The organism is Chryseobacterium geocarposphaerae (assembly GCF_002797535.1).
Classification (GTDB): Bacteria; Bacteroidota; Bacteroidia; order Flavobacteriales; family Weeksellaceae; genus Chryseobacterium; species Chryseobacterium geocarposphaerae.
Genome location: NZ_PGFD01000001.1, coordinates 1112634 through 1139627, shown reverse-complemented (window position 1 = coordinate 1139627; position 26994 = coordinate 1112634). Strand labels below are relative to the sequence as shown.

Genomic DNA, 26994 nt, shown 5'->3' with positions numbered 1-26994 from the left:
AACAAACATGAGGAAAATTATATGTTTTTGTTTGTTCCTGCGGGGCAAATTTTTTACTTTTAACAAAATATTATTTTACAATGCAAGAGACATTAAATTACATCAACGAAAACAAACAACGTTTCGTAGATGAATTATTTGAATTATTGAGAATCCCTTCTATTTCTGCAGATCCCGCGTATAAAGATGACGTTTTAAAATGTGCAGAGGTAGTGGCAACACATCTTAAAAATGCAGGAGCGGACAATGTAGAAGTTTGCCAGACAAAGGGATATCCTATTGTTTTCGGTGAAAAATTTTTAAATGAAGATTTACCAACAGTTTTGGTGTATGGGCATTATGATGTTCAGCCGGCAGATCCGTTAGAATTATGGACAAGACCACCTTTTGAACCGTATATTGAAAAAACTCCACTTCACCCTGAAGGAGCTATCTTTGCCAGAGGATCTGCGGACGATAAGGGGCAGTTCTTCATGCATTTGAAAGCTTTTGAAGCAATGATGAAAACGAATGCTCTGCCTTGTAATGTTAAATTTATTTTGGAAGGAGAAGAAGAAGTGGGTTCTGTAAGTTTAGGAGATTTTGTTAATGAAAATAAAGAGAAATTATCTTGTGACTGTATTTTAATTTCGGATACTCATATTTACAGTAACGAACAACCTACTGTAACAACGGGATTAAGAGGACTAAGCTATGTAGAAGTTGAAATTGAGGGTCCCAACAGAGATTTACACTCAGGACTTTATGGAGGAGCGGTTCCAAATCCTATTCATGTGCTTTCAAGAATGATTGCTAAGCTGATTGATGAAGATGGTCATATTACTATCGACGGATTCTATGATAATGTAGAAACGGTTTCCGATGCTGACAGAGCAGATATGAATAAACTGAAGGATAATCCTGAAGAATTCAAACAATCTATCGGACTAAATGGAGTGGAAGGTGAAAAAGGTTATACGACGCTTGAAAGAACGTCTATCCGTCCAACTTTAGACTGTAATGGTATTTGGGGTGGCTATACAGGAGAAGGAGCTAAAACGGTAATTCCATCTAAAGCTTCTGCAAAAATATCTATGCGTTTGGTGCCGTATCAGACTCCGGAAGAGATTACTGAAAAATTCACAAAATATTTTGAAAAAATCGCTCCGGATAATGTAAAGGTTAAAGTTACCCCACATCACGGAGGTATGCCTTACGTATTGCCAACAGATACCAAAGAATTCCTAGCAGCAAAACAAGCCATGGAATCTTCATTCGGAAAAGAAGTTCTTCCATACAGAGGAGGAGGAAGTATTCCTATTACGGCTATGTTTGAGCAGGTTTTAGGTGCTAAATCGGTCTTGATGGGATTTGGTTTAGATTCTGATGCGATCCATTCTCCAAATGAGCATTACGGACTTTTCAATTTCTATAAAGGAATTGAAAGTATTCCTTTGTTTTTTGAGAATTATACGAAAAGATAAAGGATTTCCTGATCAATAAAAGAGCATCTCCAAAAGAGGTGCTCTTTTATTATGTGAATATCTTTGAATGTTTTTTTTATTAAATATTTGATTTTTAAATATTTATTTTTATTTTTATAAAAAAAATATACTATGAGAAAATTTTTATTGACTTTAACAATTACAGGATCAGTTTTTCTTTATGGCCAAACACAAACTATTTTTACAGAAAATTTTGATGCCTTGACAAACGGGAATCTGGCCACTGATGTTACAGGTACTACAGCTGGACAAAATAGTTGGTATATATATCAAGGTGCAGCTGCAGATTATCAAGTTACAACAATTGATGCTTCTCACGGAAAAAGTCTTAATCTTACTACAGGAGCTGGTGCACCTCCTGCGTCAGGAGCAAATACAAGTAATAGATATGCCTATAAAACGATATCAACTACAGCAAATGCTTCAAATAATTTAGTGAGGGCTAAAATGGATATCTATACAGGGGCAGCAACAGGAAAAGGAAGAGTCGGGATACAATTATATTCTAGTACAGCAGCAATTGGAGGAATTGTTTATGACTATGAAACAAAAAAAGTATATGGACAAGCTAGAGTTTCGGTGGTAGCAGATCCTACCCAAACAGGTACTCTTACTTTAACATTAGGAACTGAAACTTTTCCTGCAAATTCTTGGGTCACTGTAACGTATATTTATAACAAAACAACAGGACAACATACCTACCAGTATACCAATGGTACTACAAATGCAAGTTACAATTTCTCAGGAAATACAACATATTCGATTTTTACAGGTGACGTTGCGGTAGAATTTGACGCTGTAAATACAACGCTTGCTAGCAATACAGTAGCTAATACAGCTGGAATTGATAATATACAAGCTGAATTTACTAATGCGGCAACTCTATCTGTAAATGATACTCCAGTTAAAAATGCTATTGTATCCTTGGCTGTCTATCCAAATCCAACTTCTGACATTTTAAATATAAAATCGGATTCTAAAATCAATGCGGTTTCTGTTGTAGATCTTACAGGAAGAAAACTAGATGTAAAATTAGACGGTGATAAAGTTGATGTAAAAAAATTACCAGCTGGAACATATTTAATAAATATTGAAACAAAAGATGGAGTTTCTACTGAGAAATTCATTAAAAAATAGATGATAAATCTTACCTATTAAAACGCTCCATGTGGGGCGTTTTTGTTATTTTTAAGAACTTAAACTAATAAAAATGGTAGAAAATAAAGTAGCTTATATAACAGGTGGAACCAAAGGAATTGGTTTCGGGATTGCAAAGATTTTACTTGAAAATGGTGTTTCGGTAGCTTTTTCCGGAAGGAAAAGAGATGATGTGGAAAAAGCTGAACAAGATTTAAAAAAGGTTTCTCAAAATGTTTTAGGAATCGTTTCGGACGTAAGAAGTCTTGAAAGTGAAGAGGAGGTAGTGAAATATATCAAAGAGAAATTTGGGAGATTAGATTTTGTAATTGCAAATGCAGGTTTAGGAATTTTTAAACCCGTAGATCAGCTTTCCGCTGAAGAATGGAATGATATGATTGAAACGAATTTAACAGGCGTTTTCTATACCTTAAAAGCTTCTGTGGAAGAATTAAAAAGATCAAAAGGTTATTATATTACCATTTCAAGTTTGGCAGGAGCGAACTTCTTTGAAAATGGAGCAGGTTATAATGCTTCAAAATTTGGTGTTGTAGGCTTTACACAGGCAGCCATGATCGATTTAAGAAAGTATAATATCAAATCAACGGTAATTATGCCGGGATCGGTTGCAACCAACTTCAATGGAAATGTACCCTCAGAAAAAGATGCCTGGAAGATTCAGCCGGAAGATATGGGAAATCTTGTGTTGGATATTTTAAAAATGAATCCCAGAGTTTTACCAAGTAAGATAGAGTTTAGGGCAACAAAACCAGCCAATTAAAAACATCTAATGCGTTGAATAATAAATTACTAAGTATTATGCATGCATAATATATATTTTATTTATATTAGCGAAAATTAATTTAGTAAAATCTCAGTATAAAATGTTCTGAATTTTATACAATCAGAGAAACAATAAATATAAGTACACATGAAAATATTAGTTTGTATAAGTAGTGTTCCGGATACTACTTCCAAAATTAACTTCACAGCAGATAAATCTGCTTTCGACAAAAACGGAATTCAGTGGGTGATCAATCCATTAGATGAATTTGCGTTAACAAAAGCGATTAAACTTCAGGAGTCTCAAGGAGCTACAGTAACGGTAATTAACGTAGGTGATGCAGCTACAGAGCCGGTAGTAAGAAAAGCTTTGGCAATTGGAGCAAATGATGCAGTAAGAGTAAATTTAGACCCTAAAGACAGCTATTCTACAGCAAAAGAAATTGCTGCTGTGGCTCAAAACGGAGGATATGATCTAATTCTTTGCGGTAAAGAATCCATCGATTATAATGGGGGTTCCGTTCCGGGAATGGTAGCTCAGCTATTAAACCAGCCTTTTGTAAATGCATCTGTAGGTCTTGATGTAAACGGAAGTGAAGCTACTGCGGTAAGAGAAATTGAAGGAGGTAAAGAAACTATTTCTGTAAAATTACCTGCTGTAATCGCTGGTCAGAAAGGGTTAGTAGATGAAAAAGATCTGATCATTCCAAACATGAGAGGGATTATGTCTGCAAGAACAAAACCTTTGCAGGTCGTTGAACCTACTTCTTCTGAAGTGAAAGTTCAGGGAGTTTCTTATGACAGTGTTCCTCCGAGAGCTGCCGTGAAATTAGTTTCTCCGGATAATTTGGATGAATTGGTAAGATTACTTCACGAAGAAGCGAAAGTAATTTAATCTTTTTAATCATTAATTTTTTAATCTTTTAATTTTAAAAAAATGGCAGTATTCGTATACGCAGAAAATATAAACGGAGTTTACAAGAAAGCGGCTTTTGAGGCAGTTGCTTATGCTAAAGCGATCGCAGATCAGGCTGGTGAAACAGTTACGGCGATCTCTGTAAATCCAACAGATTCTTCAGATTTATTATATAAATATGGAGCTTCAAATGTAATCAATATCAAAGATGAAGGGCTAAAAAGCTTCTCAGCTAAAGCTTATGCACAGGCTGTAAGTGAAGTAGCAAACGGAAATATCATCGTTTTCCCTCATACTACAGATGCTTCATCTATCGCTCCCATGTTGGCGATCATGAACGGACATTCTTTAATTACCAATGCGATTGCAGTTCCGGAAAGTCTTTCTCCTTTCCAGGTAAAAAGAAAATCTTTTTCAGGAAAAGGTTTTATGCATGCAAAAGCTGAAGGAACAGGAGTAATCGTTACGGTTTCTCAAAATGCTTTCGGAGTGAAAGAAAATGCTGTTTCTGGTTCAGAAGAAATAAAAAATCTTTCAGTAGCTAATGAAGATACTAAAGTAATTTCTCACGAGCAAAGTTCAGGTAAATTAGACTTAAAAGAAGCTGAAATCGTAGTTTCTGCAGGTAGAGGATTGAAAGGTCCTGAAAACTGGGGAATGATCGAAGATTTGGCCAACGTTTTAGGTGCTGCAACAGCTTGTTCTAAGCCGGTTTCGGATATAGGATGGAGACCTCACACGGAACACGTAGGACAAACAGGTAAAGCGATTTCTCCAAATCTTTATATTGCAGTAGGTATCTCTGGAGCAATTCAGCATTTGGCTGGAGTTAACTCTTCTAAAACAATTGTAGTAATCAATAGTGATGCAGAAGCGCCGTTCTTCAAGTCAGCTGACTACGGTGTAGTAGGAGATGCTTTCCAGATTATTCCTGCATTAACAGAGAAAATTAAAGCATTGAAAGGATAAAAAAGTGAATTGTCAATGGTCAATTCGCTGCGTTTGTTAGTTTTTTAGTAAATTGATTCACTTGCGAAACAAAATTGACTTATGGAATAAAATTCACGACTTTCTAATGCTTATAACATAGATAAAAGCTCGGCTTCCGGGCTTTTATTTTTGTCTAAAAAGTGAAAACAACTATGAAAAATTAGTCTATATTTGTAGTTATGGATTATAAACAGCTAATTATTCGCGGAATATCGTACAGCCAGACCCAATCAGGTGCGTACGCATTATTATTGGAACATGAAGAAACACATATAAAATTACCTGTTGTTATAGGAAACTTCGAGGCACAATCCATTTCTCTTGGTCTGGAGAAAGACATTCATCCGCCCCGTCCTCTTACGCATGATTTATTCACAAAATTTATCGTTTCGGCTAATTATGAACTGGTCTCTGTGATCATTTACCAAATTGTAGACGGAGTCTTCTTTTCGAATATCAACTTTAAAAATAAAGCGACAGAAGAAGAATTGATCCTTGATGCAAGAACCTCTGATGCGGTAGCAATGGCGGTACGTTTTGATGCCCCTATTTTTACGACCCAACAGGTCTTGAATGAAGCCGGGATTCTTCTTGAATTAGAAGAAGTGGCTAAGGAAGAACAATCATTTTCCGAAACAGTTTCTACTGAAGATAATCTGAGATCGGTTTCTATGGAAGAACTTCAAAAATTGTTGGATGAAGCGGTAAAAGAAGAAGATTATGATACCGCTTTGGAGATTCAGGAAGAAATCAAGAGGAGAAAAAAGAAAATTGATTAAAAGAGATATTTTATACTGACTTATGAATTTAAAATTACGTCTGACCATCCTCAGCTTTTTACAGTTCTTCGTTTGGGGAGCGTGGCTGATTACGATGGCTAACTTCTGGTTTGGCACAAAACATTGGGACGGAGCACAGTTTGGGGCTGTTTTCGGGACCATGGGAATTGCTTCCATTTTTATGCCAACCATCACCGGGATTATTGCCGATCGCTGGGTAAATGCAGAGAGAATTTTTTCGGCTTTACATATTCTTTACGGAATTGTGCTTTTCTTTTTGCCACACTCTGCAGACCCCAATTCTTTTTTCTCGGTAATGCTTATAGCGATGTGTTTTTACATGCCTACCATTGCTTTGGCAAACTCTATTTCTTATACTATTTTAAAGAACAGCTCTTTGGATGTTGTAAAAGATTTCCCGCCAATCCGTGTTTGGGGAACCATTGGATTTATTGTAGCAATGTGGATTACCAACCTTACAGGAAATAAAGCTACAGAAGGACAGTTTTACATTGCGGGTGGTGTTGCTATTTTCTTAGGAATTTATGCTTTAACCTTACCAAAATGTCCTCCTCAAAAGTTAATTGATAAAAATGCACCTTTATCAGAACAATTGGGTTTAAATGCTTTTAAATTATTTAAAGATTATAAGACAGCATTATTTTTCTTGTTCTCTATGTTATTGGGAGCAGCTTTACAGCTAACCAATGCTTATGGTGATGTTTTTCTGAGTGAATTTGAGCATTTCCCGAAATATGCAGATTCTTTCGTTGTACAAAGATCAACGATCATTATGTCCATTTCTCAGGTTTCGGAAACCTTATTTATCCTGGCTATTCCTTTCTTTTTAAAGAAATTCGGAATTAAAATGGTAATGCTGATGTCTATGTTGGCCTGGGTATTAAGATTCGGATTTTTCGCTTACGGAATTCCGGAAGGATTTGGTTTAGGATTGATTATTCTTTCCTGTATTGTTTACGGAATGGCTTTCGATTTCTTTAATATTTCAGGATCCCTTTTCGTAGAAACGACTACTGATAAGAAGATACGTTCTTCTGCTCAGGGACTTTTCATGATGATGACCAATGGCTTTGGAGCTGTTTTCGGAAGTTATGCTGCAGGTTGGGCAATTGATAAATTTTTTACCCATAAATTTACGACAGCATCATCTTTATCATCCTATTTGGAAACAACACCGGATAACCCTACCTTTCTGGGAATACTGAAAAAGAGCTTTAATGCTGTTGTTAATCCTGACGGAACATTATCTTCTATTGTAATGGTAAAAGACTGGCACAATATATGGCTTTCTTTTGCTGCTTATGCTTTGATACTTGCCGTTTTATTTGCGGTTTTATTTAAACATAAACACAACCCTGAAGAATTAGCTGATGTAAAGCATTAATTATAGCATTGATAATTAATATATTAAATTGCACTTTCAAAAAAGTGCAATTTTTTTGTTTTTATAGGCAACCATTTAAAAAATACATTGTCTTATAGACAGAAACAGATACATGAAGAATTTAGAAGAGAATTTTAAACTGGCAAAAAAACAGGATCGGAGAGGGCAGAAAGCGCTTTACGAAATGTTCTCGGCGAAAATGTTGGCTATTTCAAATTCTTACGTCAATAATCTTCATGATGCAGAAGATATCCTAATGAATTCTTTTTTCATCTGCTTTTCAAAAATTGATGAGTGTAGAGAGTGGAAAAGCTTTCAATTCTGGCTGAGGAAAATCGTAGTCAATAATTCGATAAACTTCATCAGGAAAAATAAAAATATCCTTTACACAGATGTTGAAATAAATGCAATTGGGAATGTTTATGAAGATTGGGAAGAAATAGAAGAAATTAATATGGAGGAGATTTTTTCTAAAATGCCGGATGGATACAGACTGATCTTCAATTTATATGTGTTTGAAGAGAAAAAACATCATGAAATTGCGGAAATTCTCAATATTTCTGAAGGCACAAGCAAAAGCCAGTTGAGTAAATCTAAAAAATGGATTGCAGATTTTTTAAAACAAAAGAAAGATGAACAACAATATGCTAAATAAATTAAAATCCGACTACGAGGAGCTTGAAATTAAGCCTTCTTCCGATCTTTGGGAGAGATTGGAAGGAAAGTTGGAGGAAAAGCCTCAAATCGCATTAAAATCATCCTTCCAGTGGTGGAAATATGCGGCTGTTATTGTTGTCTTGATTTCTTTGGGAAGTTTGTTCTATTTTAACTTAGAAGGCCCTTCTCAAATCGATGAAGTAAAAATTACTCAGAATACGTCAGAAGCTATTCTGGAGCCTCAGGAAAAGCATAATGAGGAGTTAGTTTTAAATGAAAATCAAATACAAAAACCAATTTCTTCGGAAATAAAAAGAATTCATAGCCAATCCTATTTTCCTTCTGAAAACATATCCGAAAAAGAGAAATTTCAAAGTTTAGCGGTAAAGGAAGAAGAAAACATAGTAGTTGAAGTTCCTTCAGTTTTAACTGAAAAACCGGAAAATAATTCTGAAAAACCTCTTATAGCCGATCGGAAAAAAGTTTCCTACATCAGCGCAGAAGATCTGCTTATCGGTAGAGAACTGGACAAGACAAGAGAAGAGAATTATAATGATCAGAGAAAATTTGGTGTGATTGATATGAGCAAAATAAAAATCAAAGGCCCAAATTCTCTTAAAATCCTTGGATTTACAGTGATTTCCGATTCCCTGAAAAGTAAATAGAATAATCAGAAAAATAATATTGTTAAGTAAAATAGTTCCGGAATACCCCGGACGGAAGTAAAATATTGTCTAAAAATTAAAAATAACATGAAAACAAAAGTTGCTTTACTCTCAGCTGTGCTGGCATTTTCTTACGCCAAATCTCAGGAAACGCCTTATACAGATGTTCAAATGCGTAATTATTCCAAAAAAATTGACAGTATTATCGTCTCTGAAAAAGCAAAGATGAATGACGAGCTGGATGTATTGGACAAAACTTTTAAAGAGAATAAGCTTTCCGCAGAAGAAAAGCAGAAGCAGCGAACTGAAGTGGCAAAAAAATATGAACAGATCATTAATGAGAAGGTAGATGGGCAAAAAGTTGCTCTGGAAGAAGCAACCAAAGAGCTTGTGAAAAGTTCAGTGATGGGAAAAGGCAAAGTTTTTGATAGAGTAGGATTTACACAAAATAATGCTATTTTAAGCTTTAGAGACTATAAAAAAACGAAAAAAGAATTGTTGAAAGGAGATGACTTTAATATTTCTTTTGGTTTTACAAATCTTACAAAATCAGCGGGTTCTTTAGCATTGGGAAACAGCTCGGAAACTATGTTTGGAAGATCTACCTCCCTTGTTTTTGAATATCGTGCTACAAGACAGCTTGGGAAGCTTACTTCACCTGTTTTTTACCGTATCGGGCTAGGTTTAAGAAATGATACTTACAAACTTGCAGACTCTAAAGTAGTTGTTCAGCAGGATCGTCAGATATTTTTAGAGGATTTTACTGCCGGATATTTAAGAAATTCGAGAATTGCTAATAATTATATTACAGTTCCGGTTGACTTTGTTTTTGTTCTAAATCCGAAATATACAACTGAAAATAATGAAAAGATGCTGGATAATTCCAAAGGAAACTTTAGAATCTCAGCTGGAATTTATGGAGGAATAAGATATTTGTCGCAAAGTCAGATTTTATATAAAAATTTTGAAGACCATAAAGTGAACTACAGAGAAAATATCAATGGTTCTGTGAATAACTTTTTATTTGGCGGGAAGGTATCTTTAGGATATGGGGCTTTGAATGTGTTTATAAAGAAAGATTTTACTCCGATTTTTAATGAGAATGCCAAGATAAATAATAAATATGGCATTCAGATTGGATTAGAATTGCTTTATGTTAATTTTTAAGTTAACAAAATTTAATGTGTTTTATTACGAATTATTTAAATTTGTTTTAAAATTTTTATTATTAATAATTGATTGTCTATAAATAACACGTTTTTAAAACACACTGATTTTAAGTGTGTTTTTTTTTGTATTTTGGCACTTTAAGAAATATGAAAAATATTCAATTAGTAGGGTTAATTTTAGTGATTATTGGTAGTTTTTTGCCCCTAGTTCATGTTCCTGTGGTTGGAAATTGGAATTATTGGGATCTTAATCATTATTTGGCCATTATGTGCTGGATTTTATCAGCCTGTGCTATTTTGGGTATTGTAAATAATAATATCAAAATAGGAAGAATTTTTGGAATTCTGTTATTGCTGCTATTTTGTTTTACCTTATTTGCAATTAAGTTTCAGTCTAAAGAATACTTTAGTTTTTTACCCTTTAAATCCTGGGTAGAAACTTTTGCAGGTATCGTTAAATTAAGGTGGGGCTGGATAGTAGAATTTTTAGGAGCTTTCCTGATGATTTTAGTTAAAAGCAATGCTAAGAATTTGAATTAAATATAAAATACCGAAAGGTTCAAAATAAAATAAAAAATATAAAAATAAAAGTATAGACATGAAAGAGGTATTCATTGTTTCCGCAGTAAGAACTCCTATGGGAAGCTTTATGGGAAGCTTATCAACAGTTCCGGCTACAAAATTAGGATCTGTGGCTGTAAAAGGAGCATTAGATAAAATTGGTCTTGACCCGAAATTGGTTCAGGAAATCTATATGGGAAATGTGTTACAGGCAGGAGAAGGACAGGCTCCGGCTCGTCAGGTAGCTTTAGGAGCTGGGCTTTCTATTGAAACACCTTCTACTACAGTAAATAAAGTTTGTGCTTCAGGAATGAAAGCTGTTTCTATGGCTGCGCAGGCAATTAAAGCAGGAGATGCAGACATAATCGTTGCCGGAGGTATGGAAAATATGTCTTCAGTTCCTCACTACTATAATGCAAGAAATGCTACAAAACTAGGAGATGTAAAAATGTTGGACGGAATGGTTATTGACGGACTTACAGACGTTTACAACAAAGTTCATATGGGAGTTTGTGCAGAGAAATGTGCTACTGACTATAATATTTCAAGAGAAGAGCAGGATAATTTTGCTATTGAGTCTTACAAAAGATCAGCAAAAGCTTGGAGCGAAGGAAAATTCGCAGAAGAAGTAGTTCCGGTTTCCATTCCTCAAAGAAAAGGAGAACCTGTTATTTTTGCTGAAGATGAAGAATATAAGGCTGTAAGTTTTGACAGAATTCCGACTCTTCCGACTGTTTTCAAAAAAGAAGAAGGTACGGTAACGGCAGCTAATGCGTCCACTCTTAATGACGGAGCTTCTGCTTTGATCCTTGTTTCTAAAGAAAAAATGGGAGAATTAGGTCTGAAGCCTTTGGCAAGAATCGTTTCTTATGCTGATGCGGCTCAGGCGCCTGAAGATTTCACGACTGCACCTTCAAAAGCATTACCAATTGCTCTTAAAAAAGCTGGATTAGAGCTTACGGATATAGATTTCTTCGAATTTAATGAAGCATTTTCTGTAGTAGGCTTGGCAAATAATAAAATTTTAGGATTAGACGCTTCTAAAGTAAATGTAAACGGAGGAGCAGTAGCTCTTGGTCACCCACTTGGAAGTTCAGGTTCTAGAATAATTGTTACTCTGATCAATGTTTTAAAACAAAATAACGCTAAATATGGTGCTGCAGCGATCTGTAATGGTGGTGGTGGTGCTTCGGCGATTGTTATTGAGAATATGTAATATTTATTTTAATCGTAGATAAAAATCCGGAAGTTATTTCTTTCGGATTTTTTGTTTTTTTATTAATAAAATACCACCTCAAAAGTGTCCGAATTTTAACCTAATAATAAAATTTCACCGAAAAAAAATAAAAACTCCCGAATATTCGGAGGTTTTGTTATTTTTGTGCTACTAATACTTTTTTGAAATGTCTGAAATTGAGAATCCACAACCTCAAATTATAAAGAATAATCCTAAAATAATGAAAGCCTGGGCTGTTTATGACTGGGCAAATTCAGTATATTCCTTAGTAATTACATCTGCAATATTTCCTATTTATTATACCATTCTTACCACTGCTTATAATAAAAAAGAATATGTTCCTGAAGCAAAGGAAATTCAGGAAATTCCGGTGAGAAATATGATCAAGATATTTGGAGAAGCCTACGAACCGGAAGCGGTTTTGAGCTTTTCTTACGCGATTTCATTTATTTTGGTTGTGCTTTTGTCTCCGTTCCTTTCCTCTTTGGCAGATACAATCGGAAATAAAAAATCCTTCCTTCAGTTTTTCTGTTATCTCGGAGCAACTTCCTGTATGGGGTTAGCAATGTTTACAGGTATGGAAAACGTATTTTTGGGATTACTTTTTAGCATTACTGCAAGTGTCGGTTTTTGGGGAAGTTTGGTATTTTACAATTCATTTTTACCTGATATAGCAACTCCGGAAAAACAAGATGCACTTTCTGCCAAAGGATATATTTATGGATATATAGGCTCTGTTGTTTTGTTGATTATCTGTTTGGTATTGATCCAGATGGTTGCTAAAGGTCCGGAGCAGGCTAAAATCTACATAAGAGTCAGCTTTTTATTAACAGGAGCTTGGTGGTTTGGTTTCTCACAATATACCTTTAAACATTTACCTCAATTTGGGGATGTAAAAGAAAAACTTCCTAAAGATTTAGTGCTTTTAAATTATAAGAACATATTTAAAAAACACGAAGAGCAAGGTGGCTTTTTTGAAGTATTAAAAGATAATCTCAGCTTTTATAAAGATATTGCCAAAGAAAGTTTTAAAGAATTATTTAGTGTTGGAAACAAACTGTTTTCAGATAGAGGGCTAAAGTTCTTCCTGTCCAGCTTTTTCTTTTACAGTGTAGGAATGCAGACTATTTTCCTAATGGCAGTGCCTTTCGGAAGTACAGTAATTTTCCCAAAAGAAGCAGATAAATACAAGTTGATTATTACCATTTTGGTCATTCAGATTATTGCAATCTTCGGTGCCTTTCTTTTCTCAAAATTATCTAAAAAGATAGGGAATAAAAATGTAATTACGATTGCAGTCATTATTTGGATTATCTGTTGTTTATCAGCTTACTCATTAAACAAGGAAAATCCGAATCTACAGCTTCAGTTTTATGGATTAGCTGGTTTAATCGGTCTGGTAATGGGTGGTCTTCAGGCAATGTCGAGATCTACCTATTCTAAACTTTTGCCGGAAAATTCTATGGAAAACACTACCTATTTCAGTTTTTATGATGTGCTTGAAAAGATAGCAATTATCTGCGGAATGCTTATTTTCAGTGTTTTCATTCAGAAGTTTCATAATATGCAATATGCTTTTATCACAATGTCTGCATTTTTTGCGGTAGGGATTATTTTTATTAGATTTTTAAAAGCTAAGATTTAATATAAAATGGCTTGAATTTTGTTAATATTCAGTAACTTTGCAGAAAGTTTTTAAAATAACTTTAAAGAAATGACAAACCCTTTATTCTACGCAAAAATAATTTTGTTCGGTGAATACGGAATGATTGAAGATTCCCAAGGTTTGGTAGTACCTTACAGTTTTTATAAAGGAACTTTAAAATATTCTGACCTTTCGGCAGAGTTTGAAAGAAAATCGAACCATCATCTACAAAAATATTCAGATTATTTAGCTGATTTAAGTCTTTCAGAAGATTTTAAGCTTGATATTGATCGTTTTAAAACAGATATTTCTAACGGGCTTTTCTTTGATTCCAATATTCCGCAGGGATATGGGGTAGGAAGTTCAGGAGCTTTAGTCGCTGCTATTTTTGAAAAATATTCTGTTAAAAAGCTTAATCCGGAGACAATTTCCAAAGAAATTTTAAAAAATCTGAAAGCAGTTTTCGGAGAAATGGAAAGCTATTTTCACGGTAAAAGTTCAGGGATGGATCCGTTGATCTGTTATATGAATCTTCCGATTCTTATCGAAAATAAAGAAAACTTAGATAAAGTCGCTATTCCGGACGGTCAGGTTGGAAAAGGAGCTATATTCCTTATAGATTCAGGAATTACTGGCGAAACAGGACCAATGATTCAGATTTTCTTTGAAAAAATGAAGGCCGAAGGTTTCCGTAAAACGTTGAAAGAAGAGTTTATCCGCTATAATAATGCATGCATAGAATCTTTCCTTAAAAAAGATATGAATCCGTTCTTTAGAAACCTTAAAAAGCTCTCTCATTGGGCATACGAACATTTTCGTCCAATGATTCCCGAGAGTATTTTTAATATCTGGAAAAAAGGCCTAGATTCTAATGCCTACTACCTGAAACTTTGCGGAAGTGGCGGTGGAGGATATATTTTGGGCTTTACCCAGGATTATGAAAAAGCTGAAAAAATGCTTGATGGTTTCCAAAAAGAGGTGATTTACAGATTTTAAACAGCCTGGAATGAATTCTGAAAAAGAAACTTTCCAACAGAAAAAATATATTCAGAAATCTCTATTTTACAGATTTTCGCAATTCGTAGGCTTTCTTTTAGGAGCCCGCTTTTTTATTGCTGCCTTACTTACATTTGCCTTATACGTTTCCACGTTTTTTCTTTTTAATCAGGATGAAAACTTCAGAAAATTTGTCTTTGATTTTAAGGTTCATGGCATTATTTTTTGTACGGTTCTCACCATTCTTGCGGGAGGAATCATTAATCAGTTCTATGATTTTGAAAAAGATCATATGGTAAAACCGTTCAGAACAAGAATCCAAAGTTTCATCAAGCAGAAATACTTTTTGTATGCTTATCTGTTTTTAAGCATTCTTTCTTTGGGAGTGGCTTGGCTGATTTCGCATCGCGTATTTTTGTTTTTTGTTATCTACCAGTTCTTTATGTGGTTTTATAGTCATAAATTAAGTCGCGTTTTAATTTTAAATAATCTCACTTTTGTAAGCCTTACTTTATATCCTTTCTTTGGAATGATGGTATATTACGGAACCTTTTCAAAGAAAGTTTTATTAATGGCAGTTTTTCTGTTTCTTATTCTCTTATGCATTGATATTGTAAAAGATACATTAACAAAAAGAGTAGATAAAGTCTTCGATTATGTTACCATTCCCAATTATTTTACGACCAGGAACACTAAAATTATTATCATTTCATTACTGATCATCACGATGGCAGTTTCAATGAAATTGATTACCCGTACCGGGATTTCCGGTTTCATGGCTTATTATTTTACAGGTGGAATATTCATTATGATTCTATGTGTTTATCTTATTTTAAACTACTCTAGAAAAAGCAAATTCTTGACACTTAATGTTTTAAGATTTTGGGTTTTTGTCGGAATTATTGCGATGCTGCTCAATGGCATAGAGAATAAATTATAGGAAAAAATTCTTTAAAAAAACTAAGGTTTGCTTACCTTTGCAAAACCCTAAACTATATAATTGTAATGCCCATTTTTAACGATACTAAAGTTGCATTCGCAGATAAATCTGATGCACAGTTAAAGAAAGCGTATTGGATGTTCAAAATGATTGAACAGCCTTCACTGACTAAAGTAGGAACTTCTGTTCTTAATTTCACCGTTCATAATAATTTTCCTTTTGTTACCGGAATTGTAAAGAATACATTATTTGAACAATTTTGTGGCGGGGAGACCCGTGAAGAGAGCATGAAAGTGGTGAAACAGCTGTTTAAAAGAGGAGTTGGAAGTATCTTTGATTACTCTATTGAAGGTAAAGAAGATGAAGCAACTTTTGATGCAGTGTGTAATGAGATTAAAGATATCGTAAGATTTTCCGTAGGAAATCCGGCGATTCCTTTTATTGTTTTTAAGCCTACTGCCTTCGGAAGAATCGATTTGTATGAAGCTGTCGGTAAAAATGCAGAGCTTACATCCAGCCAGAAAGAAGAATGGGAAAGAGTCGTAAGAAGGTTTGATGAAGTATGTAAACTTTGCCACGAACATGATAAAAAAGTAATGGTAGATGCAGAAGAAACCTGGATGCAGGACGCTGCAGATCATCTTTGTGAAGAAATGATGGAAAAGTACAATCAGGAGAAACCTATTGTTTGGAATACAATCCAGATGTACAGAACCGGAAGACTGGAGTATATGGAAGAAAATCTTCAACGAGCAAGAGAAAAAGGGTATTTTATCGGATATAAAATTGTTCGTGGAGCTTACATGGAAAAAGAGAGAGCCAGAGCTGCCGAAAAAGGATATCCGGATCCGATCCAGCCTAATAAAGAATCTTCAGATAAGAATTATAATGCAGGAATTGATTTTGTGATGAATCATTTAGATAAGGTATCTGCTTTCTTTGGAACCCATAACGAGATTTCTTCTGAGCTGATCATGGACAAAATGAAGGCTAAAAATCTTGAAAATGGTAATCCTCATGTGTATTTTGGACAGCTTTACGGGATGAGTGATAATATTACCTTTTATTTGTCTGATAAAGGCTATAATGTAGCTAAATACCTTCCTTACGGACCTGTGAAAGATGTAGTTCCATATCTTACAAGAAGAGCCCAGGAAAATACTTCTGTTGCCGGACAAACCGGAAGAGAATTAGGTCTTATCAAAAAAGAACTGGAAAGAAGAAAAGGAAGATAGCTTTCCTTGAATATAAAAAATAAAAAGTCTGATCATTTTTGATCAGACTTTTTTATGGCTCAAAACTTTCAAATTTTCCATTTTCGTAGAAGAGAACAATTCGTTTTATCTTACTTTGCTGATTTATAGGGACTTGATTAATTATTTGCTGATGAGAATTTTCTAATCGCTGAGAATCGGATATTTTTTCCTGTGCTGTACTTTGGTGCGGTATAAACGATTCTCCAGGACTTTGTTTTGAAGGCCTGATTTCAGTTTCTTCCGAACCGAAATCTTCATTGTCATTAATCATCGTGAAAAGATCGGGAAGGGAGGTTGGCTTTAAAACTTCTTCAGCTTTTTCTTCAATAATTTCTTTGGCTTCGGGTAAATCGGATTTCAGCATTTGTCCTTCACCTGTAACGAGCCAGTCCCAAAGAATCTCAGGAAAGCGTGATTTTATTTTTATGATAAATTCCAATGAGGGTTTGTTTCTTCCTGAAGTGATGTGTGAAATAGAAGAACGCTGAACATCTATCTCGTCTGCAAATTCAGAAGGAGTAAAATTAGAATATTCTATAACCTTGGAAATTCTTTCGTTTAAACTCATAAAAAGAGGTTTTAAATAGAGTTACAAATGTAAAAATAAAGTTTACAAATGCAAAATACAAAAGTAAACAATTTTAAACTTGTTGACAATACATTTGTAAACATAAATAAATACCTATTAAACAGTAATTTACATTGTTTATAAAATTAAATTCTGATTTTTAATGAACAAATTTTCCCCAAAATTCACTTTTTTACATTTTACTTCAAGTAAAGGTTGAGATAAATGCAATAATAATTATTTGGTGATAATGGATCTGGTAAACTTCTTAATAAGGTATTGTTAAAGGCTTTCTTAGACGATTATCCGTCTTTTAGGGTAGGTGAGTACTGTAAATACCTGATTACATTACTAAATTCAAATATAAAGCTCTAGAATTGATCCGCATTTTGTCCTTAAACAGCCATTATTAGCTGATTTAACTTTTAAATTTAAACTAAATATCTATTTCCCGGATTGAATATTTTAAACAACTTACACTTCAGGAATAAAGTTTAAAAATGAGGAGGATTTTAAATTTCATAGTAAAATTATTAACAATTTACATTTGTATAATTTAGTTATTAACACTATTTTCCACACTTTTCCATGTTTAATAGAATTACGCCCAAATGTTGATAAACAGGACGAAATCAATTTAAAGTAAATTTTAAATATAGGTTTAGATGAATTATATAAATTATTGATTTTAAGTAATATAAATATATTGCTTTGAATTATCATTAATCCACAAAATTATCCACAGACATTTTGGCAATTTACATCGTTTAACGTGATTACAAATGTTAATTTCTTTTTTCTCTTAAAAATGGCTAAATTTGACTCTTGTAAATTATTACATAATGAACTTTGAACAGATTTATCAGAAAAATCCTGATTTTCCTAATCGCTATATTTCCCCTGAAAAATTATTTTTTTACTTACAGGAGAATCTCAGCGATTATATTCAAGAAATTGGAAAGTCCTATTTAGAAAAGCCCATTTATAAGTTAACTATTGGTAACGGTAATATTGCTGTTCTGGCTTGGTCGCAAATGCACGGAAATGAATCGAACGCTACTCACGCAATGCTCGATTTACTCATAACTTTGGATAATCATCCTGAATTGAAAGAAGAACTGTTTAGTAAAATCCAGCTGGATTTTATTTTTATGCTCAATCCGGACGGTTCTGAAAGATGGACAAGACTCAACGCAGCAGATATTGACTTAAACAGGGATTTTCATAATGAAGCAAGCACAGAGATTAAATTTCTGAAAAATGCGGTAGCTTCTAAAAAGTACGACTATGCACTGAATCTTCATGAGCAGAGAACTATTTTTACTACAGACGGAATTCATCCTGCTACATTATCCTTTTTGGCTCCTTCTGAGGATGTGGAAAGAACTGTGACGGAGAACCGGAAAAAATGTATGGCAGTAATTGCCGATGTTTATAATCATCTGAAAGAAATGATTCCTAACCAGATTGGCAGATATTCAGATGAGTTTTACCCTACTTCTACGGGAGATAATTTCATTAAAGCAGGAATGCCTACTATTTTGTTTGAAGGGGGACACTTTATAGATGATTACACCAGACAGGGTACGAGAAAATATTACACAATTGCATTGTATTATGCTTTAAAGGCAATAAGTGAGCTTAATTCTGGAACTGATGGATGGGAAGAGTATCTTAATATTCCGGAAAATAGAGAAACGCATTATGATATTATTTACAGAAATGTAAAGCTGAATACTGAACACGAATGTATTTTGGATGTGGCGGTGCAATACAGAGAAATAAAAGAAGAAGGTAAGGATGAAATATCTTTTATCCCTTTTGTAATGGAAGTAGGAGATGTAAAACAGCGAAAAGGCTGGCTGGAAATAGACTGTACAGGAAAGAAATTTATTTCGGCTACTAAATATCCTAAACTGGATGAGGAAGTAAATTTTACAATAGAAGACTAAAAAAAGCGGAACAAACTGTTCCGCTTTTTTATATTACTGTCATTTCGACAATAGAAGAAATCTAAGATTCTTCACTTCATTCAGAATGACAAACTTTTTATTAGTTTATAACCTTAATTCCGTTGGCTACAAATCTGATTTCTTCTTTTGGAGTTGTGATAGCGTCGATCTCAGATTGAGGTCTTTTAGCGTCTTCCGCATAGTGTTTCTGCTCATCAACAGAAGTTACTTTTTTTTCAGCCGTTCCGTCCATAACCACTGTTTTACCCTTTAAAGCAGTAGGAACAAAGAATGCATAATCTTTCATTTTTACGAAAAACTTAGAATTATCTTCGGTTTGAATTGTTAACCAGCATCCTTTTTTATCACAAACATCCGTTACTTTTCCTTTTATGGCAACGTTTTCTACTTTTTTCTCTTTTTTAAGCTTTTTGCTTAATTTATCTACAGAGATTGCTTTAGATTCTACGTTGGAAGCTATACCATCTCCATAAGTATCCCCAACAAGAGCATTTCCTGCTGGTGGACCTGATTTTTTTGATTCCTGTGCAAAAGCTAAAGAAGATGCACTTACTGCTACTGCAAATAATATCGCTTTGAATTTCATTTTTATATTTTTTCCAAAAGTACTAATAAAAATTGAATCATACTTGCCAAAAAAGTTGATAAAAAACAGCCTTATTCTAAAATTTGAAACAAAACTCCAAATTCATTGCATATTTATTTATATTTGGAGCCTATATTTCACTATGCAGAAAAAACTAAAACTTTGGGATGCCATTATGTTGGTAATGGGATCTATGATCGGAAGCGGAATTTTTATTGTAAGCGCTGATATGATGCGGAATTTGGGTTCCGGGTTCTGGCTGATTATCGTTTGGGTAATTACAGGAATTATGACCGTTGCCGCAGCAATCAGCTACGGAGAGCTTTCTGCACTCTATCCCAAAGCTGGCGGACAATATACCTATCTTAAAGAAATTTTTGGGAAAAAGATGGGCTTCTTGTACGGATGGGGATTGTTTACAGTAATTCAGACAGGGACTATTGCAGCAGTGGCAATGGCTTTTGGTAAATTTACAGCTTATTTGGTTCCCGCTTTAAATGATGTGGCACCTATTTTCCAGAGCGGCGAGTTTAAAATTACCTGGATTCAGATTTTGGCAATTGCGATCATTCTTTTGCTTACATATATCAATACAAGAGGGGTGGAAAGTGGAAAACTTTTGCAAAATATATTTACAGGATCAAAAATCATTGCTTTGGTAGGATTAATCGCTGCAGGTTTTATTCTGGTAGATATTTCGCACATGGCTGAAAACTTCAGTTTTGGAATGAATTCTTTTAATAATCTTAAAAAAGACACACTTGGAAACTTCCTGAAAGAAGGATGGGAGCCTATTGGAGGAATGACTTTACTGGGGGGAATTGCTGCGGCAATGGTTGGATCTGTATTCAGTTCTGTAGCTTGGGAAAGTGTAACTTTTGTTTCGGGAGAGATTGAAAATCCAAAGAAAAATGTGGTGAAATCAATGATCTACGGAACAACCGCTGTTATCGTTTTATATATTGCTGTTAATTATGTTTATTTAAATGCCTTAGACAGAGATTCAATTGCGTTTGCAGAAAATGACAGGGTAGCGGTTGCGGCTTCTCATTTTATTTTCGGAAGTGCGGGAACGGTAATTATTGCTGTGCTGGTAATGGTTTCGACTTTTGGCTGTAATAACGGGCTTATCTTAGCGGGAGCAAGGGTTTTCCAAACTATGGCTAAAGACGGAATGTTCTTTAAACAGGCTGAAAAAAACAATAAAAATGAAGTTCCGGCCAATGCTCTATGGATGCAGGGAATTTGGGCTTCTTTACTTTGTTTAAGTGGTCAGTATGGAAATCTTTTGGATATGATTTCTTTTGTAATTGTATTATTTTACATGATTACGGTTTTTGGAGTGATTTATTTAAGATACAAACAGCCCAATCTGGAAAGACCTTACAAAACATGGCTATATCCAATTACGCCAATCATTTATTTATTAATTGGAACAGGGTTTTGTATTTTACTTTTAATTTATAAGCGGCAATACACTTGGCCTGGGTTCTTAATGGTCTTAATAGGACTTCCCGTATATTATTTTATTAATCTCAATAAGAAAACAGAAAAAGAATAAATGAAAGCTGACCAATTTAAGAGGTCAGCTTTTTTTATAATGATCATTTTAAACTTAGTAATCCTCTATTTCGTGAAAAATGTTTAATTTGGTATTTCTTTTCAAGTAAACCAGAATTATGAAGTAAAACACAGAAGTTGAATCATGGACACACCAAATTACAGAATGCCTTTTGTTCCATCAACATTAATGACGGAAGGAGGAAGTATTGATACCTGCGATATGGGCGAAAGTATTGCCCATAACATTATGTTGCTGATCACTACCAAAAAAGGCGAAAACAGATATGATGAAAATTACGGAAACGATGTTTGGAACCTGGAATTCGATAATGGAGTTACCAGTGCTGTTTGGGAAAATGTTTTCATTAAGAGCCTGAAAAGGCAGATACAGGACTACGAACCCAGAATCGTACAGCCGCAAATTGAAGCTCATATTCAGTTTGTGGAGCATAATTACGATACAAAAGAGCACACAGAAATCAAGAAAAAAGTAAAAATAGCCATTAATGCGAAAATGGAAATGACAGGAGAACGGTTCAGTTTTTCCACAGAATTATTTTTGAGCCCAATGTCTATTGATTAATTTTTTTAAAGGTAATCACGAATTATGAATTTAGATCAGAATATATATTCCAAAGAATCAGTAAAAGCAAGAATGCTGCAGAATGCCACGAAAGTCTGGGGATTGAAAAGCCCGCAGTCTTTAGATCCTTTTGTAAAATTATTAATTGATGCATTCAGCACTGAAATTTTTAAAGCCAACAACGAAATACAGACGGTAAATGCCCGAATTTTAGAAAAGCTGGCAAAACTTCTTACTCCGTCTATTTATACCCATCCGGTTCCTGCTCATGCAGTTGCCTTTACAAATCCTACGGAATCTACTGAAGTATTGTTGGAACATACAGAATTCTTCTTTAGAAAACAGATGATTTCTACGGTAAAATCGGAGTCTGATAAGCAGATTAATATTCCTTTTACTCCGGTAGGAAATGTAAGGATTAATAAAGCACAAACTGCTGTCATGTTTGTAGGAAATACCTGTTATGGAATTGATGACAGGCTTAATAAGGTTCCGATTGCAAGATTTCAGGGAAGGCCGGAAGATTACAGGAAGATCACCATAGGGATTAATGTATCAAAATACAGCAGTGAGAAATTTCCAAAGAATCTAAGTATTTATTGCTCAAATCCCGCTTTTGAACATATCGATTTCGTATATAAGCTCCTGCCATATATTACCGTAACAAGTAACAACAATCCGTTGTTTGTTCGGGAAGGATTGACTTATCTGAAAAATAACGAAGCGGATGGCTATGAACAAATGTTCAAAGAACAGTCTATCCGAAATAAAATTGTAGAAGATGTTAAAAGTATTTATCATCATAAATTTATAGAAGTAAAAGGGCTTTCGGAAAGCTTATTTACTGAAGCTGGAAAACTTCCTGAAAATTTGGACTTCCTGGACTATAAAGAAGAAATCAACAAATATATCGAAGGAAAAAAGTTCTTATGGCTTACTTTTGAATTTCCGCCACAGTTCTCCGCTGAGATCTTAGATAACTTTTCGTTCGTACTCAATGCATTTCCAATCTATAACAGAGGTTGGAAGAAAACGGAATACAGCCTCGATATTATGGGGAATAATATTCCTTTAGTGACGGATGATGGAGAACATTTCCTGTATGTAGATGAAGTTCAGGATGGTGACGGAAGAAGATATACAGAAATTCCGTTTACGCCAAGCGATGATCTGAAGAAAGGCCTTTACACTGTTAGAAAAGGAGGAATGGAGCGTTTTTCCAACAGAAATGCAGTCGATATGATTGCAAGTGTACTGGAGCTTACCAGAGACGAAATTGCAGCTTTTTCATTATTGAACAGAGATAATGTAAAAGGTATTCTGAGTGAAATGTCGGACAGAATGAAGTCTATGATCCAAAAAGTAAATAATGCTAAAAGAAATATTAAACAAGAGCTTAACTACGTTATCATGGAGCCTGTTGATAAAACAGATCATACCTATGCTTCGTTTTGGGTAACACATTCTACTTTGGCCAATCATATGCGTCCCGGAACGGAACTTTCCAATCAGTTAAAATCTCAGATGCTGGTTCTCCTTACCGAAACCATAGGAGGAGCAGAAGAGCAAAAAGGAACAGATAGTATTCAGGCCTATAAATATGCTCTGACAACCAGGGATAAAATCATTTCTCTGGAAGATGTAAAAAACTATTGCAGAATGGTACTGAAAGATGAGTTGAAAGAAGTACGGGTGACACGGGGAACAATGATCAGCAGTAAACCTAAAGAAGGCTTTGTACGTACGGTGGAAGTAGAGATCATTCCTCAGAACTATTCATTTTACGGAAGAATGTATTGGGAAAATATGGCCAATATGCTTAGAAACCGTATTATTTCAAAAGCAATAGACGGAATAGAATATTTGGTGAAAGTAAGCAATGAAGATTCTGATTTTGGAGATTATTAAATCTAAAACATACCTAATAAACCGGTGAATTTTTCACCGGTTTTTCTTTACCAATTAAATTAAAGAGAACTTTAAATTTGAAATGAAAAAAATGCCTTTTTGTATTGACTAACTAATATTTTTAACACAAAAAATTCCTAAAAAATCCGTAATTTTGCACATCGTGATTTTCAGGTAAAGTCACACCAAATTATGAGTAAATCAACAGAATATATAGAAGTTTACGGCGCACGAGAGCATAATCTTAAAAACATTAATGTAAAAATTCCGCGTAACGAACTGGTAGTAATTACCGGGCTTTCGGGAAGCGGAAAATCTTCATTGGCTTTTGATACGATCTTTGCAGAAGGTCAGCGTCGTTATATCGAAACATTTTCTGCCTATGCAAGACAATTTCTAGGAGGTCTGGAACGTCCGGATGTTGATAAGATCGAAGGATTATCCCCAGTTATTGCTATTGAACAGAAAACAACCAATAAAAATCCACGCTCAACGGTAGGAACCGTTACAGAATTATACGACTTCCTGCGTCTTTTGTTTGCCAGAGTTTCAGATGCCTATTCACAGACCACGGGAAAGAAGCTGGTAAGCTACACGGAAGATCAGATTCTTGATACGATCAAGGAAAACTATAAAGGCGAAAAGATCATGTTGATGGCTCCTGTTGTAAGAGCCAGAAAAGGACATTATCACGAACTTTTCGTACAAATGGCCAAGAAAGGGTATGGACAGGCAAGAATTGATGGAGAACTGACGGATATTGAATATGATTTAAAGCTTGACCGATATAAAACTCACGACATTGACATTGTAATAGACCGCTGGATTATTGGAGAATCAGCTTCTGAAAACAGAATGGAAAAATCGTTGCGTACAGCAATGGAAATGGGAGAAGGGCTGATCGGAATTCAAAAACTTGGAAGTACGGAAATTGAATATTTCTCTAAAAACCTAATGGATGCAGAAACAGGACATTCACTAGCTCTTCCGGAACCGAATACCTTTTCTTTTAACTCTCCGAAAGGAAGCTGCCCAAGCTGTAAAGGATTGGGAACCATCAAAAAGATCAATACCGATTATTTTGTTGAAAATCCGAAATTATCGATTAATCAAGGAGGTTTATTGCCTTTGGAAGATATTAAGTCTAACAAATGGGTTGTTTCCCAGATCAAAAATATTCTTGAAATTTTCGGTTTGGGTCTTACTACGCCATTTCAGGACATTCCCGAGGAAGCATTGGATTATATCTATAACGGCTGTCATAAAGAGTTTAATAAAGACCTCAAATACGCAGGAATTACTAAGAAGATCAAGATCAGTTTTGATGGATTGATTCCTTTTATGGAAGAGATTATTGAAGAAAGAGAATCTTACGAAGCCATTTTGCTGGAAAGACATTTTACGACGGAAGAAACCTGCCCCGAATGCAAAGGAACCCGCCTTCAGCCTTCAAGTTTAAGCTTTAAAATTGACGGAAAAAATATTGCAGAAGTCAATGCCTTAAGTTTATCAGACTTAAAAGAATGGTTAGCCGATGTTAAAGATAAATTCTCTGAGAAAAATGCCATTATTGCTCATGAAATTTTAAAAGAAATTGAAACCAGACTCCAGTTTTTATTGGATGTTGGTCTTGATTATTTAAGTCTGAGCAGGAGTTCGAAAACCCTTTCAGGAGGGGAATCTCAAAGAATCCGTCTGGCAACACAGATTGGCTCTCAATTGGTGAATGTTTTATATATTTTGGATGAACCAAGTATCGGATTGCATCAGAGAGATAACGAAAGACTGATTAATTCATTAAAGAATCTTCGTGATATCGGAAACTCTGTATTGGTGGTAGAACATGATAAAGACATGATTCTGGAAGCTGATGAGGTATTGGATATTGGTCCGAGAGCCGGAAAATTCGGAGGAGAGATTCTTTGGCAGGGGAAACCAAAAGATTTGCTGAAAGCCGATACCATTACTGCTCAATACATTAACGGAAAAAGAAAAATTGAAATTCCTTCGGAAAGGCGTAAAGGAAACGGTAAAAATATTGTATTAAAAGGAGCAACAGGAAACAACCTTAAAAATGTTACGCTGGATATTCCTTTGGGAAAACTGGTTGTTGTTTCAGGGATTTCAGGAAGTGGAAAATCTTCTTTGATCAACGGAACTTTGTACCCGATTCTAAACAAACATTTTTACAGAGCAGTTCAGGAACCTTTGCCATACAAAAAAATCGAAGGCCTTGAGCACATTGATAAAATCGTAGATGTAGACCAGACTCCGATCGGAAGAACACCGCGTTCGAATCCTGCAACGTACACAGGAATGTTTACAGATATCAGAAATCTTTTTGCAGAATTGCCTGAATCTAAAATCCGTGGTTACAAACCTGGAAGATTCTCTTTCAATGTGAAAGGCGGAAGATGCGAAACTTGTCAGGGAGGCGGTTTGAAGGTGATTGAAATGAATTTCTTACCCGATGTTTACGTTCATTGTGAGACTTGCAACGGAAAGCGTTTTAACAGGGAAACACTGGAAGTCCGTTACAAAGGAAAATCAATTTCCGATGTGCTAGATATGACAATCGATGAAGCGGTAGAATTTTTCCAGCCGATTCCTAAGATCTTTACGAAAGTGAAAACATTGCAGGATGTAGGTTTAGGCTATATTACCTTAGGACAGCAATCAACAACACTTTCGGGAGGGGAAGCTCAACGTATCAAGTTGGCAACAGAATTGGCAAAAAGACAAACGGGAAATACCTTATATATTCTTGATGAGCCGACAACGGGACTTCATTTTGAAGATGTAAAAATTCTGATGGATGCCATTAATCAGTTGGTGGAATTAGGAAACTCTTTCATTATTATTGAACATAATATGGATGTTATTAAACTGGCCGATCATATTATTGACGTAGGTCCGGAAGGAGGAAAACACGGTGGACAGATTGTTGCGCAGGGAACTCCGGAAGAAATCGTAAAATCGAAGAAGAGTTTAACAGGGAAGTTTTTGAAAAGGGAATTAGAATAACTATTTTCAGAAATATATTAAGGCTAAATCAAATGAGATTTAGCCTTTTTTTATGTCAATATTACATTCCAATGTTAAATTTTTAATTATTTTTAATTTTTAACGTATTGTAAATCAGTATTTTAATTTTTAATATTAACTGAATGTTAACTGAATGTAAAATTAATAT

23 protein-coding genes are annotated in these 26994 nt (G+C 34.7%); 21 read left to right on the top strand and 2 right to left on the bottom strand.

All coding sequences use genetic code 11. The annotated features are described in order from the left end of the window. The first annotated feature begins 80 nt into the window (after positions 1-80). The 16 genes from CLV73_RS05090 (at position 81) to CLV73_RS05015 (ending at position 16599) form a co-directional block, all read left to right on the top strand. The gene (locus tag CLV73_RS05090) at positions 81-1463 is read left to right on the top strand and encodes a dipeptidase (protein ID WP_100375777.1); all 1383 of its coding nucleotides are present in this window, start codon (positions 81-83) and stop codon (positions 1461-1463) included. 132 nt (positions 1464-1595) lie between these two features. Beyond that, positions 1596-2621 (top strand): T9SS type A sorting domain-containing protein, encoded by a 1026-nt coding sequence (locus CLV73_RS05085; protein WP_100375776.1) that lies wholly within the window; start codon positions 1596-1598, stop codon positions 2619-2621. Between the two features lie 73 nt (positions 2622-2694). Continuing rightward, positions 2695-3402 (top strand): SDR family oxidoreductase, encoded by a 708-nt coding sequence (locus CLV73_RS05080; RefSeq protein ID WP_100375775.1) that lies wholly within the window; start codon positions 2695-2697, stop codon positions 3400-3402. 150 nt (positions 3403-3552) lie between these two features. Next, on the top strand, positions 3553-4299 hold the full coding sequence (locus CLV73_RS05075) for an electron transfer flavoprotein subunit beta/FixA family protein (protein WP_100375774.1): 747 nt from the start codon (positions 3553-3555) through the stop codon (positions 4297-4299). Between the two features lie 42 nt (positions 4300-4341). After that, the gene (locus CLV73_RS05070; RefSeq protein WP_100375773.1) at positions 4342-5289 is read left to right on the top strand and encodes an electron transfer flavoprotein subunit alpha/FixB family protein; all 948 of its coding nucleotides are present in this window, start codon (positions 4342-4344) and stop codon (positions 5287-5289) included. Between the two features lie 200 nt (positions 5290-5489). Continuing rightward, positions 5490-6089: a bifunctional nuclease family protein gene (locus CLV73_RS05065; protein ID WP_100375772.1), complete on the top strand. Its 600-nt coding sequence runs from the start codon at positions 5490-5492 to the stop codon at positions 6087-6089. Between the two features lie 22 nt (positions 6090-6111). Further along, positions 6112-7494: a nucleoside permease gene (locus tag CLV73_RS05060; RefSeq protein WP_100375771.1), complete on the top strand. Its 1383-nt coding sequence runs from the start codon at positions 6112-6114 to the stop codon at positions 7492-7494. A gap of 112 nt (positions 7495-7606) precedes the next feature. After that, a complete protein-coding gene (locus CLV73_RS05055; RefSeq protein ID WP_100375770.1) occupies positions 7607-8149 on the top strand; it encodes an RNA polymerase sigma factor in 543 nt (180 codons plus the stop codon). Beyond that, the gene (locus CLV73_RS05050; RefSeq protein ID WP_100375769.1) at positions 8127-8816 is read left to right on the top strand and encodes a hypothetical protein; all 690 of its coding nucleotides are present in this window, start codon (positions 8127-8129) and stop codon (positions 8814-8816) included. Before CLV73_RS05055 ends, CLV73_RS05050 begins: the two co-directional genes overlap by 23 nt. An 87-nt stretch (positions 8817-8903) precedes the next feature. After that, positions 8904-9983, top strand: coding sequence for a hypothetical protein (locus CLV73_RS05045; protein ID WP_100375768.1), 1080 nt, complete (start codon positions 8904-8906; stop codon positions 9981-9983). A 149-nt stretch (positions 9984-10132) separates the two neighbouring features. Next, positions 10133-10525 (top strand): hypothetical protein, encoded by a 393-nt coding sequence (locus tag CLV73_RS05040; protein ID WP_100375767.1) that lies wholly within the window; start codon positions 10133-10135, stop codon positions 10523-10525. Between the two features lie 58 nt (positions 10526-10583). Beyond that, a complete protein-coding gene (locus CLV73_RS05035) occupies positions 10584-11762 on the top strand; it encodes an acetyl-CoA C-acyltransferase (RefSeq protein WP_100375766.1) in 1179 nt (392 codons plus the stop codon). 187 nt (positions 11763-11949) lie between these two features. Continuing rightward, the gene (locus CLV73_RS05030; protein ID WP_100375765.1) at positions 11950-13428 is read left to right on the top strand and encodes an MFS transporter; all 1479 of its coding nucleotides are present in this window, start codon (positions 11950-11952) and stop codon (positions 13426-13428) included. 69 nt (positions 13429-13497) lie between these two features. Further along, positions 13498-14424: a mevalonate kinase family protein gene (locus CLV73_RS05025; RefSeq protein WP_100375764.1), complete on the top strand. Its 927-nt coding sequence runs from the start codon at positions 13498-13500 to the stop codon at positions 14422-14424. A gap of 10 nt (positions 14425-14434) precedes the next feature. Next, the gene (locus tag CLV73_RS05020) at positions 14435-15364 is read left to right on the top strand and encodes a UbiA family prenyltransferase (RefSeq protein ID WP_100375763.1); all 930 of its coding nucleotides are present in this window, start codon (positions 14435-14437) and stop codon (positions 15362-15364) included. Between the two features lie 65 nt (positions 15365-15429). Beyond that, complete coding sequence (locus CLV73_RS05015; protein ID WP_100375762.1) at positions 15430-16599, top strand: proline dehydrogenase family protein; 1170 nt, start codon at positions 15430-15432, stop codon at positions 16597-16599. A 52-nt stretch (positions 16600-16651) separates the two neighbouring features. Here CLV73_RS05015 and CLV73_RS05010 read toward each other — a convergent pair whose 3' ends face one another. Further along, positions 16652-17188, bottom strand: coding sequence for a helix-turn-helix transcriptional regulator (locus tag CLV73_RS05010; protein WP_100375761.1), 537 nt, complete (start codon positions 17186-17188; stop codon positions 16652-16654). An 842-nt stretch (positions 17189-18030) separates the two neighbouring features. On the opposite strand from CLV73_RS05010, the gene CLV73_RS05005 reads away from it, so the two are divergent. Beyond that, positions 18031-19140, top strand: coding sequence for a M14 family zinc carboxypeptidase (locus CLV73_RS05005; RefSeq protein WP_100375760.1), 1110 nt, complete (start codon positions 18031-18033; stop codon positions 19138-19140). A 100-nt stretch (positions 19141-19240) separates the two neighbouring features. On the opposite strand, the gene CLV73_RS05000 is transcribed toward CLV73_RS05005, so the two are convergent. Then, the gene (locus CLV73_RS05000; RefSeq protein ID WP_100375759.1) at positions 19241-19747 is read right to left on the bottom strand and encodes a DUF4920 domain-containing protein; all 507 of its coding nucleotides are present in this window, start codon (positions 19745-19747) and stop codon (positions 19241-19243) included. A gap of 142 nt (positions 19748-19889) precedes the next feature. Between CLV73_RS05000 and CLV73_RS04995 the strand changes: the two genes are divergently transcribed. The 4 genes from CLV73_RS04995 to uvrA all read left to right on the top strand — a co-directional run bounded on the left by CLV73_RS04995 (position 19890) and on the right by uvrA (position 26825). Then, complete coding sequence (locus tag CLV73_RS04995) at positions 19890-21308, top strand: APC family permease (protein ID WP_100375758.1); 1419 nt, start codon at positions 19890-19892, stop codon at positions 21306-21308. 144 nt (positions 21309-21452) lie between these two features. Next, positions 21453-21893, top strand: coding sequence for a GPW/gp25 family protein (locus CLV73_RS04990; protein WP_100375757.1), 441 nt, complete (start codon positions 21453-21455; stop codon positions 21891-21893). Between the two features lie 24 nt (positions 21894-21917). After that, entirely contained in the window at positions 21918-23801 is a 1884-nt protein-coding gene (locus tag CLV73_RS04985) for a type VI secretion system baseplate subunit TssF (RefSeq protein ID WP_100375756.1), read from the top strand. Between the two features lie 192 nt (positions 23802-23993). Further along, positions 23994-26825, top strand: a complete 2832-nt coding sequence (gene uvrA / locus CLV73_RS04980) for an excinuclease ABC subunit UvrA (protein WP_100375755.1) — start codon at positions 23994-23996, stop codon at positions 26823-26825. Positions 26826-26994: the final 169 nt, after the last annotated feature.